Here is a 15,261-nt window from a genome sequence, read left to right on the forward strand (position 1 = left end):
CTGGTCCTCTTACTGCGGGTCCGGAATGCCGTCGTCCGGATCGGGGATGGCCGGCCCGCGCAGCGCGTCCAGCCCCGGGATGTCGGCCACGCTGCCCCATTTGCCGAACTTCGGGTCCTGCGCCATGTTCCAGGCGCGCGTGGCCAGGTCGATCTCGCCGGCCGCCAGCTGGCGCCCGATCTCCTCGACGGCGAAGGGGCCGCGCTGGGCACCCTGCACGAACAGCTTGTAGCGCGGGCCGCCTGCCGCCACCGCCGCCGGTGCCGGTGCCGGTGCCTGGGTGCGCCGCTCCATCGCCTGCGCCGCGCGCGCGTCGCTGGCCAGGAACTCTGGCTTGATCACGCGCTTGTCGACCGAACGCTCGACTTCCCAGCTGTAGGCGTCCGATGCGGAGTCGGACACGGATTCCGTCCAGTCGAGAAGGGTCGCCAGGGCGGCATCGACCGAGGCGTTCGACAGCGCGGGATCGAGCGCGGCGGCGCGCCGGAACCAGGCCTCGTACAGCCGGCGCGCCGTGATGTTCGGCAGCGAGGGCGAGGGCAACTGGGCGCCGGTCTCGTCGGTTTCCAGGCGCGGCTCGTAGACACGCAGCTGGTAGTGGCGCATCAGCGCGGCCAGCAGCAGCAACTGGTGCGCGCCCAGCTGGGCCTGGCGGCTGCGCACGGCGCCGATCACCTGCTCGCGGTAATACGGCGGCAAGCCGTTCGAGCGGATCGCGTACTCGTTCCCGATCTGCAGCCATTCGCCGGAACCCGGCTCGACCTCGAACAGGTACTGGCCGCGCGGCTGGAAGCTGGCTTCGCGGTCGCCCAGGTCGGCTTTTCTCCGGATGACACCCAGCGCGATCGCCTGCATGAACCACTCGTAGTCGTCGGCCAGGCGGTTCAGTTCGTCCATCGAGGGCGAGATCGGGTGGCGGAAGCGCGTCGAATCGAAGTGCAAATGGGTCGGGATCTTCGGGTTCTCGATCTGGTACGAGGCGCGCCAGGTCGGCAGGCCGCGCAGCACCGTCATCGGGATGCCCGACAGTTCGATGTAGCAGACCGCCCGTCCCGGAATGCCGGTGTTGACGATCGAGACCAGGTCGCCGTGGAAGAAGCCGGTCGGCACGGCGGCGCGGATTTCCGCCTCCATGCGGCGCCAGGCGGCGACGTCGCCCACTCCGATAAAACATTTAAATTGATCCGAATTCGGAGTAAACTCGGCCGAGAAGCGCGCGTTCACCCAGGGCATGGCGCTCCTGATCCATTCGGCGAAGACGCGCTGGCGTTCCTGCGGACTCATCGCGTTCAGCCGTTCCAGCAGCGGATCGACCGGCTCGGCGCCGGCCAGCTCGCTGCTGGAAAGCTGGGTCTGGGCGCGGCGGAACAGTTTCAGCAGCAGGTCCGCCCGCATGCGCTCGTCGCCCAGCTGCGGGAACAGTTTGCCGGAACCGCCGAATTCGAGCAGCACCTCCTCGCTCCACGCGCTCACGTCGCCGGTCAATCGCACCGGCGCCGGCGCCACGTCGCTGGCCAGCTTGATATAGGTGGCGTGCTCGTGGCGCGCATCGGCACGCAGCTGGCTGATGCGCTGGTCGACCGCGTGCAGGATCTCCTGCACGTGGCGCCGCCCTTCCTGGAATTCGCCGGCGATGCCGCTCCACTGCGCATTGCCCTGCTCGTCCGTCGACTGCGGGTCGCCCAGCCAGGCCGACATGTTGCGCATCACCTCGATCGACTGGCCGGCGGCCACCGCCAGCAGGTGGAAGCGCAGGTAGTCGGCGATGTCGCGCTTCAGGTGAGCCATCACCTCGCGGCCCTGGGCGTCCTTGCCGAACAGGCGCCCGGCCGCCTGGCCGAGGTTGTTCAGCGATTCCTCGACCTGGCGCGTGCGCAGCGCGTCGCGCACGTCGCGGTAACGGCGGCCGTTGCGCTCGGCGTTGATCAGGTCGCGCTGCAGCAATCTCGCCTTGACCTGCTCCAGCAGCGAGAGCACGAATTCCAGCCCGCCCTGTTTGCGGTCGTCGAGCAACGCGTACAGGCGTTCGCGCACGCGCGTCTTCAGGCGTCCGGTCAGTTCGCCGGTATGCCGCTTGATGCGGTCTTCGCTGGTCTCGGCAGTGGCGCCGGCCTCGCGGATCGCGTCGCGCTCCAGTTGCGGCAGCAGCTCGGCCACCTTCTCGCGCCACAGCTTGATGTCGTAGCCGGCCATGATGCGGTCGATCTCGAGCTGGACCTTGCTTTCCACCCGTTCGAGCAGCGAGCGGCCGTCCTTGTCCATCAGGAGCTGTTCGGTCAGCGCGTATTCCTGGAAAGGCGTGACGTCCACGGTCCCCTTTTTGAAATCGGGGAATTCGTTGAAGGGACGCTCGCGCATCTCCATCTGCTCGCGCATGAAGCTGTCGCGCTCGGCGTCGCCGGCGCGGCGCGCGAGTGCGCCGTCGCGCCCGACCAGGCCGAAGAATTCCTTGACCATCAGCGCCGCCAGTTCGTAGGCGCGGATGTCCTCGCGCAGGCTTTGCTGGGTGTCGAGCACGGCCTGCCCGAAGGCCGAATACACCTTCGAGTAGGACAGGCGCATGTCGCCGAAGCGCGCCTCCGGCACACGCGGATTGTAGGGACCGAGCTTGTGCTGCTGCTGGTTGACCGCGACCGAGCGCTTGCGGTTGGCGAAGTCGGCCGAGGCGAAATCCTCGAACAGGGTGTCGGCCACCATCTGGTAGACGTCCTTCACGTCCTGGGTCGCCTTGTTCGCCAGGTTGGCGGTGTCGACGAAATACACGTCGTCGAACGGCGCGCCGCGGCCCTGGATGCTGTCCGGGTCCATCCACGACACGCGCGCGTTCATGTCGCGCATGGTCGTTTCCAGCTCCATCATGGTCGCGTAGGCGTTGGCCTCGGTACGCTCCTTGTTGGCCTTGGCAAAACCCGAGGGCATGAACATCACCAGGTCGACCTGGCTGTCCGATACCTCCTGGCGCGCGATCGCCTTGGCCATCCAGCCCAGGTCGATGGCGCTGCCGGCGCCGGTGCCGCCGGCATTCGAGGCGATGACGACGATGCGGAACTTCGAGGTGTCGACCTGCAAACCGAGGCGCTGGTAATTCTCCTTGCGCTCGATGCCGGCGTTACTGCTCAGGAAATTCAGCGCGCCCTTGATGCGCCCGCGCAGCTTCGGGTATTTGTCGAACAGGTACAGCCGCGCCACCGAGCGGATCTGGCCCGCCCCTTTCGACGGGTCGATGCCGAGCGAGCGCAGCTTCTTCGGACGCAGCGGCATCCAGCTTTCGATCAGCGGGAAGCGCGCCAGGCTGTCGTCGGACTCGTGGTACTGCGGCAGGTCGAGCGGCTCCACCAGCCGCTCTTCGTCCGTCAGGCGCACCAGTTCGTACCAGGGATCGGTGCGCTGCGACTTGCCCTCGTCGATGACGGCGTTGTTGTCGAGGTCGAAGTGCAGGAAGCGCGCGACCGGGAAGTCGGCGATCGATTCCACGCGGGTCGGATGCTGGCGGTTCCAGACCGCGGACAGGATGCGCCGCCGGATACGCATCATGACTTCCATGCCGGTGCCGCCGGCGCCGATGAACAGCGTCGGGCGCAGGTCGACCTTGAGTTCGGCCTTGCGGTTGACGCTTGCCGGGGTGGGGATGTCTGCCATCGTATATCTCTCTCGTTTCAACGTCGGCCGCTCAACGTCGGCCGATAAACAGGGCTGCCACCAGCGTCACCAGCCCGACCGCTACCAGCGGCCCGGTCACCGCCCAGGTCAGATAGCGGCTGGCGTTGATGATCGCCAGCACCGCCGCGGCCGACAGGAAGGCCAGGCCGACGAACAGCAGCCAGCCGGCGCTGCCCGCGGACGAAGGCGAGACGCGGCGCACGACCATGTGGTGCACGTAGGCGTTCCTCACGAAGAAGTAGACGACCAGCAGCACCAGGAACACGCCCGCGCCGATGGCGAGGTCGCGGTCCGAGGTGTCGGTGGCCGCCGGCGGCAGCGGACCGGGCACCACTTCCACCGGACCGCCGGCGGTGTCGGGCGTGGTCTGCGGCAGCGCCGCGTCGGGCGCGTTCTTTTCCTCGGGCAGCTTGAAGCCGGGATCGGCCTGGCCGCCGGCTGGAGTCGGGTTTGCTTGCATGGGTTATTCCTTTCAGCGGCCAAGGCGCACTTGCGCGCCCTCGCGCAGGTCCGTCAATTGATGGCCGAACAGGGTGGTCTTCAGGCGGGCCACTTCGTTGCCCGCCTTGTCGTAGATCGGTTGATCGGTGCCGGTGCGCGCGTGCATGGTGCGCAGCTCGTCCTCGACCGTCACATAGGCGCGGCGCGGACGCATCCAGGCGTACGCCGCCGCGCCGGCGACCGCCAGCAGCGCCAGCAGCCCGCCGCCCACCGCCAGCAGCGGCGCCATCCCGTAGTGCACGCGCACCTCGATCGGCAGCATCGCGGTCGAGGCTTGCACCTGGGCCGGCGGGACGAAAATGTCCGGCAGCGGGTCGCCCGGGAACAGCGCGGCCATGCGCTCGCGGAATCCCTGCGACAGCGCCAGCTTCTGGTCCGCCAAATGCACCTCGATCGTCCCCGGCAGCACGTAGGCCGAGCCTGCGGACTTGACCGCTTCCATCGACCATTTGCTGGGCAGCTTCGCCACCGGCAGCTGCAGGGTGGAGGCCAGCGGCTGCGGCTTGCCCGGCGCCAGCATGCTGACGTGGCGGCTTGCCAGCGTCACCGGACGGTTCTCCCCGCCCAGCGTCGAGCGCGCGCTTAAGGAGGCGCTGAGGATGGTGTAGGGGTACATCGTGTTTTCCAGGTTCCAGCGGATCTTCGCCGAGGGCGAGACGGCGCTCGAGGCCACATCGGCGCGCAGCACGCCGCCCTGCCCCATCGAGAACGCCACGCCCGGCGCATCCTCGACCTTGCGCGGCACCAGGCGCACCGTGTCGCGGTCCAGCGGTTTCAGGCGCGCCGGCGGCTCGGTGATGATCCTGGCGATGCTGCCGCCCGCCAGCAGGCGCTCGAGCGTCTGCGCCCCGCCTGCGCCGATCGCGAAGGCATACACCATCAGCCCATTGGCGCGGTAGTGCCGGCCCTCTACCGGCATGCGCAGCGGGAAGGCCAGCGCCGTGCGGATCGCGCCGCCGCGGTGGATCAGTTCGTAGAACTCGCGGTTGCGCCGGGCCGTGGCCTGGTCGTTGTTCGGGCTGTTGCGGTTGTTCGTGACCAGCCAGACGATGCCGTCCTTCCCTCCCAGTGCCTGGGCGATCGCGGCATTGACCGCTTCGCCGAGGTCGGTGTCGGCCAGGGCGCCGCCGGGCTTGCGCGCGGTGTCGAGACCAGCCAGGGCCTGCGTCACCTGGGCGCGCGTGCCCTCGCCGACCTTGGCGGACAGCAGCGCCTTCGGCGACGGCGCACCCGGCAGCGACTGGTTGAAGGCGGCCAGCACCAGCGCGTCGCCCGGCTGCGCGACGGCGAGGGCCAGTTCCGTCACCAGCGGCTTGAAGCGCGATTGCGGATCGGCGTAGAAGGGCTCCATCCAGCCCGAGTTCTGGACCAGGAAGACCTGGGGCGTGGCGAACGCCGGCCAGGCGCAGCCCAGCAGCGCCAACGCGGCCAGCAGACGCGTAAGCAGGTACGTAAGCACGCCGCTCACGACAGCTCTTCCAGGCGCCAGCCGCGCATCTGGTTCCAGTCCGGGTGGTGCAGCCAGAGCGCGCCGGCGTACACGAAAGGTACGCATTCCAGCGGCCGGGCGAGGCGCACGATCTCGTCGAGGATCACGTTGCGCTTGCCGATCCACTCGACGGTGGTGCGGGCGATGGTGCGTGTGGAGAGGGCTTCCTCGGCGCGCCCGGTGTACTTGTGAAAGCGCAGCACCAGGCCGCTCGGCTGGCTGCGGTTGTTATTAAAACTGCGCAGCAGCGGCAGCACCAGGGTGTCGTCATCGATGACGTCCTCGACGTGCTCGGCCGACCAGGGCTCGTCCAGCACGGCATGGCCGCGTCGGAACAGCAAATTCGCAAAGCCCAGGCGCGCGCCGTCGATGGGTTCGAGCTGGGGATGGTCCGCGCCCAGTTCGAGGAAGGAATAAGCCTGGCCGTCGTGCCCGATCTGCCACAGGCGCCCGTCGCGGCTCTGGGTCGGGCCGCCGAAGTCGAGCCTGGGCGACCAGCCGGCCGGCCAGGGCATCCAGCGTGGCGCCTCGCCCGGGCGCCAGGCCAGTTGCCCCTCTTCGTGCAGCCAGAACAGGCGGTTGTCGTAGCCGATCGGACGCATCCAGCCGCGCATGGGCGCACCCTCGCAGGCCAGGATCTCGCCCTGCTCGAGGTCGGCGCTGGTGGCCAGCAGCCTGAGTACGCCATCGGCAACGAAGGGGCAGCCCACGTGGCGCCGCATCATGCCCGGCGCCGCCGCCAGCGCGCCGGCGAACAGCGGTTCGAGGCGGTAGCTCTCGTTGACCGGATTGATCCACAGGCGGGCCAGACCGCTGTCGGTCGGCACGATGCCAACCTCGCCGCGCACCGGATTGAGTGCCGGCAGCCAGCCATACTGGCCTGGCGTGAAGCGCAGCTCGCTGGCCGTATCCTCGGCCGTCATCACGTGCCAGAGTTGGGCCAGCGGGTCCCAGTATTGCAGCACGCCGCGGGCAGGCGCCAGCGCCAGCAGGCGCGGCTCGGGGAAGCCCCAGGTGGACGCGGCGAACACGCAATGGGCATTCGGCGGCACCGGCATGGCCAGCTCGGCGCGGCCAACGGCGGGCAGCGGCGGGCGCTCTTCCAGGCTGTCGCCCAGGGGCAGCGAGGTCACCGGCAAGCCGTGCGGCACGTGGCGCGGCAGGGCCTGGTCGCCGGCCGTTCCCCACCAGTCCGGCTGGCGCAGGCTGCGCCCGGCCAGCTTGTGCAGGGCCTGGCCGCAGGTCGGGCAGAAAGCAAAACCCTCCGGATAGATCGGCGCGCAGGCGCAGGACACGGGCAGGGATGCGCCCAGCAAGTGGGCGACGTCGAGCACCCGGCCGCGCGCATGCGCCTGCCAGTCGATGCGGCCGAGACCTTCCGTGGTCTCGAGCGCGAACTGCCCGCTCCTGTCGTCTTCCAGCCAGACGCTGGATGGCGTTTCCCATCTGTATGCCATTGCGCTCCGCCGTCGAATGAAAAATGGACGCAAGCGACCCGCCACGAAAGCGGCCCTTGCTGTCGAAATCATAACGCCGCCATTGCCGCGATGGCGCGCCGTTCGCCGGGTAGCGCCAGACGGCACTTCAGGCATCAAGATACAGGCTGTTCACGGGAACTTCGGCGCAGAACCGTATAATGACGGGTCCGATATGCCCCACGCTGCACACCATGAATTCCCCTGCCCTGCCCGATTCCCCCGACCTGCCCCCGCACGCCATCGATGCGGCGGGCAGCCACCTGCACGCCATCCTCGGCATCGCCATCGAGCACGGCCCCGCGCACCGGGCGCTGGTGGTGTATGACGAACGCACCGGCCTGTCGCGCGCCCTGGTGGAGGCCTACCGGCGCAACCTGCCGGACGCCGACTTCGTCGACTTCGGCAGCGTGCGCCCCGAGGAGGTGCTGGCCCGCTTCCGTTCCATGGCGGCGAAGGACCTGGTGGTGCTGGTGCAGTCGACCAACTTCCGGCTGGAGGCCTTCCGCATCCGCGTCGAGCTGTTCAAGCTGGGGCTGAAGGTGATCGAGCACGTGCACCTGTCGCGCATGCCGGGCCCGCAGGCCGAGCACTACATCGAGGCGCTGGCCTATGACCCGGCCTACTTCCGCGGCGTCGGCCGGGCGCTCAAAAGCCGCATCGACGCGGCGCCGCACGGCCGCGTGGTCGGCGGCGGCGCCGAGCTGGTGTTCGCTTCACCCTTCGAGCCGGCCAAGCTGAACATCGGCGACTACAGCGAGATGCACAACGTCGGCGGCCAGTTCCCGATTGGCGAAGTCTTCACCGAGGCCCTCGACCTGGAAGCGGTGAACGGGCGCGCGCAGATCCACGTGTTCGGCGACACCAGCTACCGCTCGAACCATCCCGGTACGCCGGTCACCATCATCGTCGAAAAGGGCCGCGTGGTCGGCACCGAGAATGCGACACCGGAATTCCAGCACATGCTCGACATCATCCGCGCCGACGAGGGCGAGGTCTGGGTGCGCGAACTGGGCTTCGGCATGAACCGCGCCTTTACCCGCGAACGCCGCGTGGCCGACATCGGCACCTACGAACGCATGTGCGGTATCCACCTGTCGCTGGGCGCCAAGCACGGGGTGTATCCGAAGCCGGGCTTCAAGCGCAAGGATGCGAAGTACCACATCGACGTGTTCGCGGTGACCGATGCGGTGTATCTCGGCGAGGAACGGGTGTATGCCGACGGGGCCTGGACGGTCGCCGCGGCCGAGCAGGCCGCCCCCGGCGGTGGTACTATCCAAGCCTAAAAATATTGTTCGGCTGGGGATGAGCATGGTGGTGGACCTCCGAAAGCGCGTGGACGAAATCCAGGCGATCAGCGCAGTACCCAAGATCCTGGAAACGGTGGCGGCCATGACCGGCCTCGGTTTCGTCTGCATCGCCCACGTCACCGACGAGAACTGGCTCACCTGCGCCGTGCTCGACCGGCTGGAGTTCGGCCTCAAGCCGGGCGACGAGCTCGACGTCACCACCACGCTGTGCGAGGAAGTGCGCGACACCGGCCGCGCCGTCATCATCGACAACGTCGCCGAGAGCGCGGCATACTGCGCGCACCATACGCCGCGCATCTACGGCTTCCAGAGCTACTTTTCGATACCCATCTTCCGCGCCGACGGCAGCTATTTCGGCACCCTGTGCGGTCTCGATCCGAGGCCGATGACGCTGTCGGATACCGTCACCGTCTCCACCTTGCAGTTGTTCGCCGAGCTGATCTCGAAGCAGCTCGACGACGAAACGCGCCAGGAAGCGACCCGCACCGACCTGCTGAGCGAACGCGGAACGGCCGAGTTGCGCGAGCAGTTCATCGCGGTGCTCGGCCACGACCTGCGCACGCCGCTCGGCGCGATCACGATGGGCGCCGACCTGCTGGCGCTGAAAGTCCGGGAGCCCGAGCTGCGTCCAGTGATAGAACGCATCCGCAGCAGCGCGCGGCGCATGGCGGCCCTGGTCGACGACGTGGTCGACTTCACGCGCGGCCGCATGGGCAGCGGCATCGGCCTGAACCTGCGCCGGCACGACAGCGTGCACCTGACCCTGGAACAGGTCGTCGACGAGTTGCGCGGCCTGCATCCCGAGCACCGTATCGTCGCCAGCATCCCGCCGCAGCTGTGTCTGCACTGCGACCCCGAACGCCTGGCCCAGCTGCTGTCGAACCTTCTCAAGAACGCGCTGGTGCACGGCAGCGCCGACGCGCCGGTTCGCGTGGAGGCGCGCACGGAAGGCGGGGTATTCACGATGACGGTGTCGAACCAGGGCCAGGACCTGCGACCGGAAGTGATCGGGCAGCTGTTCAAGCCCTACTGGCGCGCCGCCTCGCGTCCGGGCAGCGAAGGACTCGGCCTGGGCCTCTACATCGTCGACCAGATCGCACGCGCGCACGGCGGCAGGATCGACGTGCGCTCCGGCGCCGGGCGCACCTCGTTCACGTTCACGCTCGACGGCCAGGCCGCCTGAGCCGCAGTACCATCCGCGCAGGACTACCGATATTCGTTCCGCTACCACCGCAAGACCATGCTCACTCCCGAACAACGCGCCCAATACCAACGCGACGGCTTCATCGTCCTCCCCAACTTCAAGTCTTCCGACGAGATCGCCGCGCTGCGCCGCCGCGCCGAGGAAATCGTCGACGCCTTCGACCCGGCCGAATCGCGCGCCATCTTCACCACGCGCGACCAGGAGCGCGCCAGCGACGACTGGTTCCTCGGTTCGGACAACACGATCCGCTGCTTCTTCGAAGAGGAAGCCTTTGGCGCGGACGGCCAGCTGCGCCAGCCGAAGGCGCTGTCGATCAACAAGATCGGCCACGCCATGCACGACCTCGACCCCGTGTTCGAGCGCTTCACGCGCGACGCCAGGCTGGCGGCCGTGGCGCGCGACCTCGGGTTGGAGCAACCGCAGGTCTGGCAATCGATGTACATCTTCAAGCAGCCCGGCATCGGCGGCGAAGTGCGCTGGCACCAGGACGCGACCTTCTTCGACTCCACCCCGATCAGCGTGACCACCTTCTGGTTCGCACTGGAAGACGCGACCATCGAGAACGGCTGCCTGTGGGCCGAACCGGGCGGCCACCGCGGTCCGCTGCGCGAGCGTTTTCTGCGCGACGGCGACCGCATCCACATGGAAAAGCTCGACGCCACGCCCTGGCCCGACAACAGCACCGCCGTCCCGATCGAGGCCGCGGCCGGCACCCTGGTCTGTTTCCATGGGCTGCTGCCGCACTACAGCGCGCCGAACCGCTCGCCGGTGTCGCGTCATGCCTTCACCCTGCATGCGACCGATGCGCGCACTCTGTACTCGCCGCGCAACTGGATCCAGCGCGATGACAGCCTGCCGGTTCGCGGCTTCGACTGACCCCACCTCCACGGGCGTGTAGCAAAACTACGGCACGCTACCCGAATTCGATTGACACGCCCTTGAGCTGCTCCGAGAATCGGAACAGCTCAGCGGCCGCATCCGTAGTTTTAATACGTATCACGGACTCTTGCCGCTCGGGCAAGTACTTCTATTTTCCTAAGGAAAGAAACGACAGCCAACCCGTAGCACCAAGGAGGAGACATGAGAAACAAAACAATCCTGGCCAGCATGCTCGCAAGCGCCTTTCTCGCAACGTCCTACGCGTACGCCGCCACGCCGCCGGCCCAGTCCGGCAACAGCCAGGCCATCCTGCTGCAGGGCTTCCACTGGAAGTCATCCGGCTACGCCAGCCCGAACTGGTATAACACCGTCCTCAACAACGTCGCCGACCTGAAGGCGCTGGGCGTGACCCACGTCTGGTTCCCGCCGCCGTCGGACTCGGCGGCCAGCGAAGGCTACCTGCCGCGCCAGCTTAACTCGCTCAATTCGCGCTACGGCAGCTCGGCCGAACTGACCAACGTGGTGCGCGCCTTTACCAACAACGGCATCAAGGCGATCGCCGACGTGGTGGTGAACCACCGGGTTGGCACCACCGGCTGGTCCGACTTCACCAATCCGAACTGGACCACCCACGCGATCGTCAACAACGACGAGTGCAATTGCGGCCTGGGCAATGCCGACACGGGGCCGGGCTTCGATGGCGGCCGCGACCTCGACCACAAGAACGTGGGCGAGGTCCAGAACGGCATCGTCAACTGGCTCAATTACACGATCAAGCCGGTCGGCTTTTCCGGCCTGCGCTTCGACTACGTGAAGGGCTTCGGCGCCAGCTACGTCGGCCAGTACGCGAATGCCTTCAACGCCGAGTTCTGCGTGGGCGAGCTGTGGAACGACCTGAACCTGAATAACATCGACGCCCACCGCCAGGGCATCATGGACTGGATCAATGGCACCGGCAACAGCTGCGGCGCCTTCGACTTCACGACCAAGGGCCTGCTGAACGACGCGCTGGCGAACGGGAATTACTGGCGCCTGAAGGACTCGTCGGGCAAGCCGCAGGGCGCCGTCGGCTGGTGGCCGGCAATGGCGGTCACCTTCGTCGACAACCACGACACCGGCCCGACCGAAAGCTGCGGCACCGGCCAGAACCACTGGCCCGTACCCTGCGGCGCGGTGATGCAGGGTTACGCCTACATCCTCAGCCATCCCGGCATCCCGACCGTCTTCTACCCGCACATCTACAACTGGAACCTGAAGACGGAGATCGCCGCCCTGATCAAGGCACGCAAGGCCGCCGGTGTGCACTCGACCTCGCCGGTCGCGATCCAGCAGGCCACGCAAGGCCTGTACGCGGCGATCGTCACCGGCAGCACGCGCCAGCTGGCCATGAAGATCGGCCCGAACAGCTGGAGCCCGGGCGCCGGCTGGACGCTGCAGACCTCGGGCAATAACTATGCGGTCTGGATGAAGTAAGCCGTGTCGCTATGAACCCGTGTGGAGCGCGCTCGTCCGGCGCGCTCCATCGATCGCCGACTGCCGCACCCAGAGTGGCGCCCATCCTTTTGATTTCCAAAAACTGCGCCGGCCAAGTGACGTCGTGACAGATTTGATGTAGGCTCCAGTATCTTTTACTGCACTTTAGCCTCGCAGAGCCCACTGGCAGGTGCGAAAGTCGACTATGGATTGTCACATCGAGATCTTTCACGAGGGTCAATGGCTGGAAGCCGCCCTGGCCAGCTTTTCCGACCGGGTGCGTAACGGCTTCCGGGAGAGCGGCTGCGTCTTTGAATACGATCTCGATCATGCGTTCGGCAGTTCGCCGCTTCCGGTATCGCTGGCTGTTCCGGTCGACGCGGACCGCCACGTCCTGCAAGCATGGCCCGCGTTCCTGTACGACCTGGTCCCGCAAGGGAATGGGCGCCGCTTCCTGCTCGATCGCCTGCAGCTTCCCGACGCCGAGGCTTCCGACCTGCCGCTGTTGTGCGCCGGCGCCTTCAATCCCATCGGGCGCCTGCGCATCAGGGAGGCGGTGCAGTATTTCGAACGGCACGTCGAACGCCATGGCCTGGCTGCCGACGGTTTCGAGTTCGACGAACTGCTGGCGCGGGCTCCCGACTTCCATGAAGCGATGATGGTCCATGGGATGCTGGCGGCAGGCGGCACCGGCATCCAGGGCGTCGCGCCGAAGTATCTGCTGACCCAGGCGCTGGACGGGAAATGGTATCCGGACGCGGCGCTGCCGGACGACCGGGCGCAGCGCCACTACATCGTCAAGCGCCCGCGCGGCCCATCGGAAGCGGACCGTAAGGTGCTGCGCAACGAAGCGCGCTACATGGAGGTCGCGCAGCGCTTCGGCATCCGCAGTTTCGACTTGCCCTTCCTGCGCGAAGACATGCTGTTCATACCGCGTTTCGACCGCCGCGCGCAGGACGGAGGCGTGCTGCGCTTTCATCAGGAGAGCGCCGCCTCGATTGCCGGCCTGGCCGGTTTCGGCATCCAGGCCAACCAGTTCGACCTGCTGGCTGCGATCCGGCGCGTCGTCGATGAACCGCTCGAAGAGACCATCGAGTTCATCCGCCGCGACGTGCTGAACCTGGCAATGCGCAATCCCGACAATCACGCCCGCAATACCGCCGTGCATACCGTTGACGGTGTCACCCGCATCACGCCTCTGTTCGATTTCGCGCCGATGTACCTGGACCCAGAGGGGATCACGCGCGCGGCGCGCTGGTACCACCGCGAGACCGGAAAAGAACTGCAACGCTGGGACGACGTGCTGGCGCACCTGGCCTTGCCCGCGGCCGAGCACCGGCAACTGGTCGACGCGCTGGTCGGGTTTGGCGAACGGCTGGTGACGCTGGCGGACTGCATGCGCGAAACCGGGGTGGATGAGGATATCGTCGCGTTCGTCACGCCCAGCATCGAAGCGCAACGCACCCAACTTCTGGCATTGAGGCCGTCATGAGAAAACGAAAACCGATGGACAAGGAACAGGCGCGCGAACGCCGTAATCGGTTGCTGGAAACCGCTGCCGCGGCCGAGCTGTCGATTACCGAAGGCGTGCGCGAGATGCGCGCAATTGCCGGCATGACGCAGGAGGAGTTCGCGCGCCACCGCGGCGTCAGCGCGCGGGTCATCAAAGGGATCGAACTTGGCCAGGCGAATCCCACGGTGGCGACACTGAACCAGATTGGCCAGTTCTTTGGATTGGAGGTCGGATTCGTGCCGATCAGGCGAGCAACGGCACTCGTACAGGCAGAGCCAGCCAGCCAGCCTACACCTGCCGATTCAATACATCCGCCAAGCAGCACTGTTACCGGAAAATTTAAAATGCCGAGCCAGGAACAGATCCAGAAGCTTGCCTATACCATGCTAGAAAACGCATTCAGGGAAGCATTTGAAAAAGGTTTCCGGATCGGCATGGACGATGCCGCCGCAATGTTGGAAGAGGCCGATAAGCCGGCGGTAAGCGGCTGCGATAAAGAACCTCAGGATACCAACGCTTACAAGAAGGGCAAAGCAGGTCGATCCTGACGCCACCACCACGGCGTTTCAGCCCTGCTCTTTCCGGCTCCGGCCCGCGCGTCTTCCCCGGCGGCGGCGCCAGCTTCACCGGCCGTCCGCTGCGCGCCGAGGTATAGATCGCGTCGATGATGCGCTGGTCCTGCAGCCCTCCTCGCCCGCGCGTGTGCGGCTGCCTCTCCTGCAGGCATGCCGGTCAGCCCCAGCCGCCGGCAATCCGTCGCCCCGGCTTGCCGTTCGTCGCAAGAGACATGCGCCATCCCGCATCAACCACGACACTAGGGTTTTCGGCCCACCCTCATCGAACCATGACGCTCCCGCGCACCTTCAAGCCCCTGCTCTCCCCCGCCCGCGCCCTGGCGCTGCGCGCGGCCTCCTGTTCGCTGCTCCTGCTCTGCGCGCCGCCGGCGCCGGCCGCCGGACCGGCCAGCATCGACATTGTCGACGGCCGCAAACTCGAGTCGCTCGTCATCCGCAACCCGGCGGCGCAGGCGACCGTCGTCTTCGAGAACGGCTCGCGCGCCACCCTGGACGGCTGGGACAAGGTGCTCGACGCAGTCAGCCCGCATGCCACCGTGTTCGCCTACAACCGGCCAGGCTACGCCAACAGCGAGGCGACCGATGCGCCGCGCGACGGCGCCACTATCGTCGAGGAACTGCGTGCCAGCTTGAGGCGCAAGGGACTGGCGCCGCCCTACGTGCTGGTCGGGCATTCGCTCGGCGGCCTGTACATGCAGCTGTTCGCGCGGCGCTATCCGGAGGAAGTCACAGGCCTGGTGCTGGTCGATGCGCTGTATCCGCGCGTGGTCAAGAAAGCCGTGGATTTCCCCTTCCTCACCCGCGCCGGCAAGTGGCTGTTGTTTTCGCGCACTGTGGGCGAGGAGATCGACCGCATCCACGAGACCGGCGAAATGGTGGCCGCGCTGCCGGGCATCGACGACAAGCCGATCATCCGGCTGGTGAACCGGCCGCTGTCCTCGACCGCGATCGCGGTCGACTTCGGCGCCTTCAACCTCGACGAAGACACGCGCGCCTACGTGCGCGGGCTATACCCGAAAGCGAAGACCGTGGTGGCCGATGCCTCGCACCAGATGCAGGTCACGCATCCGGAGATCGTCAGCGCCGCCATCCGCGAAATATTGAAAGCCAGGCGCGCCGGCCAGCCTCATGTATCAGCTTTTTTACAAATTAGCCGAGGCTTGCCCAAGAGATACCATTAGA

The 15,261-nt window shown here is 67.0% G+C and carries 11 protein-coding genes; 7 read left to right on the forward strand and 4 right to left on the reverse strand.

The window, feature by feature from the left end; genetic code table 11:
- Nucleotides 1-9 precede the first annotated feature (9 nt).
- The 4 genes from ACFOPH_RS14330 to ACFOPH_RS14345 are packed head-to-tail and all read right to left on the reverse strand — an operon-like array spanning nt 10 to nt 7,107.
- Nucleotides 10-3,639, reverse strand: coding sequence for a tubulin-like doman-containing protein (locus ACFOPH_RS14330; protein ID WP_379735968.1), 3,630 nt, complete (start codon nt 3,637-3,639; stop codon nt 10-12).
- A 31-nt stretch (nt 3,640-3,670) separates the two neighbouring features.
- Nucleotides 3,671-4,120 (reverse strand): hypothetical protein, encoded by a 450-nt coding sequence (locus ACFOPH_RS14335; RefSeq protein WP_312550038.1) that lies wholly within the window; start codon nt 4,118-4,120, stop codon nt 3,671-3,673.
- A gap of 12 nt (nt 4,121-4,132) precedes the next feature.
- Nucleotides 4,133-5,620 carry a hypothetical protein gene (locus ACFOPH_RS14340; RefSeq protein ID WP_379735970.1) on the reverse strand — a complete coding sequence of 496 codons (1,488 nt, stop codon included), beginning with the start codon at nt 5,618-5,620 and terminating at the stop codon, nt 4,133-4,135.
- A 5-nt stretch (nt 5,621-5,625) separates the two neighbouring features.
- A complete protein-coding gene (locus tag ACFOPH_RS14345) occupies nt 5,626-7,107 on the reverse strand; it encodes a hypothetical protein (protein WP_379735972.1) in 1,482 nt (493 codons plus the stop codon).
- 212 nt (nt 7,108-7,319) lie between these two features.
- Here ACFOPH_RS14345 and ACFOPH_RS14350 point away from each other — a divergent pair, with 212 nt between their 5' ends.
- From ACFOPH_RS14350 to ACFOPH_RS14380, 7 genes are all read left to right on the forward strand, one after another.
- Nucleotides 7,320-8,411: a hypothetical protein gene (locus ACFOPH_RS14350; protein ID WP_379735974.1), complete on the forward strand. Its 1,092-nt coding sequence runs from the start codon at nt 7,320-7,322 to the stop codon at nt 8,409-8,411.
- 25 nt (nt 8,412-8,436) lie between these two features.
- Nucleotides 8,437-9,618, forward strand: coding sequence for a GAF domain-containing sensor histidine kinase (locus ACFOPH_RS14355; RefSeq protein WP_379735976.1), 1,182 nt, complete (start codon nt 8,437-8,439; stop codon nt 9,616-9,618).
- 57 nt (nt 9,619-9,675) lie between these two features.
- The gene (locus tag ACFOPH_RS14360; protein WP_379735978.1) at nt 9,676-10,515 is read left to right on the forward strand and encodes a phytanoyl-CoA dioxygenase family protein; all 840 of its coding nucleotides are present in this window, start codon (nt 9,676-9,678) and stop codon (nt 10,513-10,515) included.
- A gap of 204 nt (nt 10,516-10,719) precedes the next feature.
- Entirely contained in the window at nt 10,720-11,991 is a 1,272-nt protein-coding gene (locus ACFOPH_RS14365) for a glucan 1,4-alpha-maltotetraohydrolase domain-containing protein (RefSeq protein WP_379735980.1), read from the forward strand.
- A gap of 205 nt (nt 11,992-12,196) precedes the next feature.
- On the forward strand, nt 12,197-13,483 hold the full coding sequence (locus tag ACFOPH_RS14370) for a type II toxin-antitoxin system HipA family toxin (protein WP_312550028.1): 1,287 nt from the start codon (nt 12,197-12,199) through the stop codon (nt 13,481-13,483).
- 14 nt (nt 13,484-13,497) lie between these two features.
- Nucleotides 13,498-14,052, forward strand: a complete 555-nt coding sequence (locus tag ACFOPH_RS14375) for a helix-turn-helix domain-containing protein (RefSeq protein WP_312550027.1) — start codon at nt 13,498-13,500, stop codon at nt 14,050-14,052.
- 296 nt (nt 14,053-14,348) lie between these two features.
- Nucleotides 14,349-15,260, forward strand: coding sequence for an alpha/beta fold hydrolase (locus ACFOPH_RS14380; RefSeq protein ID WP_312550025.1), 912 nt, complete (start codon nt 14,349-14,351; stop codon nt 15,258-15,260).
- Nucleotide 15,261: the final 1 nt, after the last annotated feature.

The organism is Massilia haematophila (genome assembly GCF_042647645.1).
Lineage (GTDB): Bacteria > Pseudomonadota > Gammaproteobacteria > Burkholderiales > Burkholderiaceae_D > Telluria > Telluria haematophila.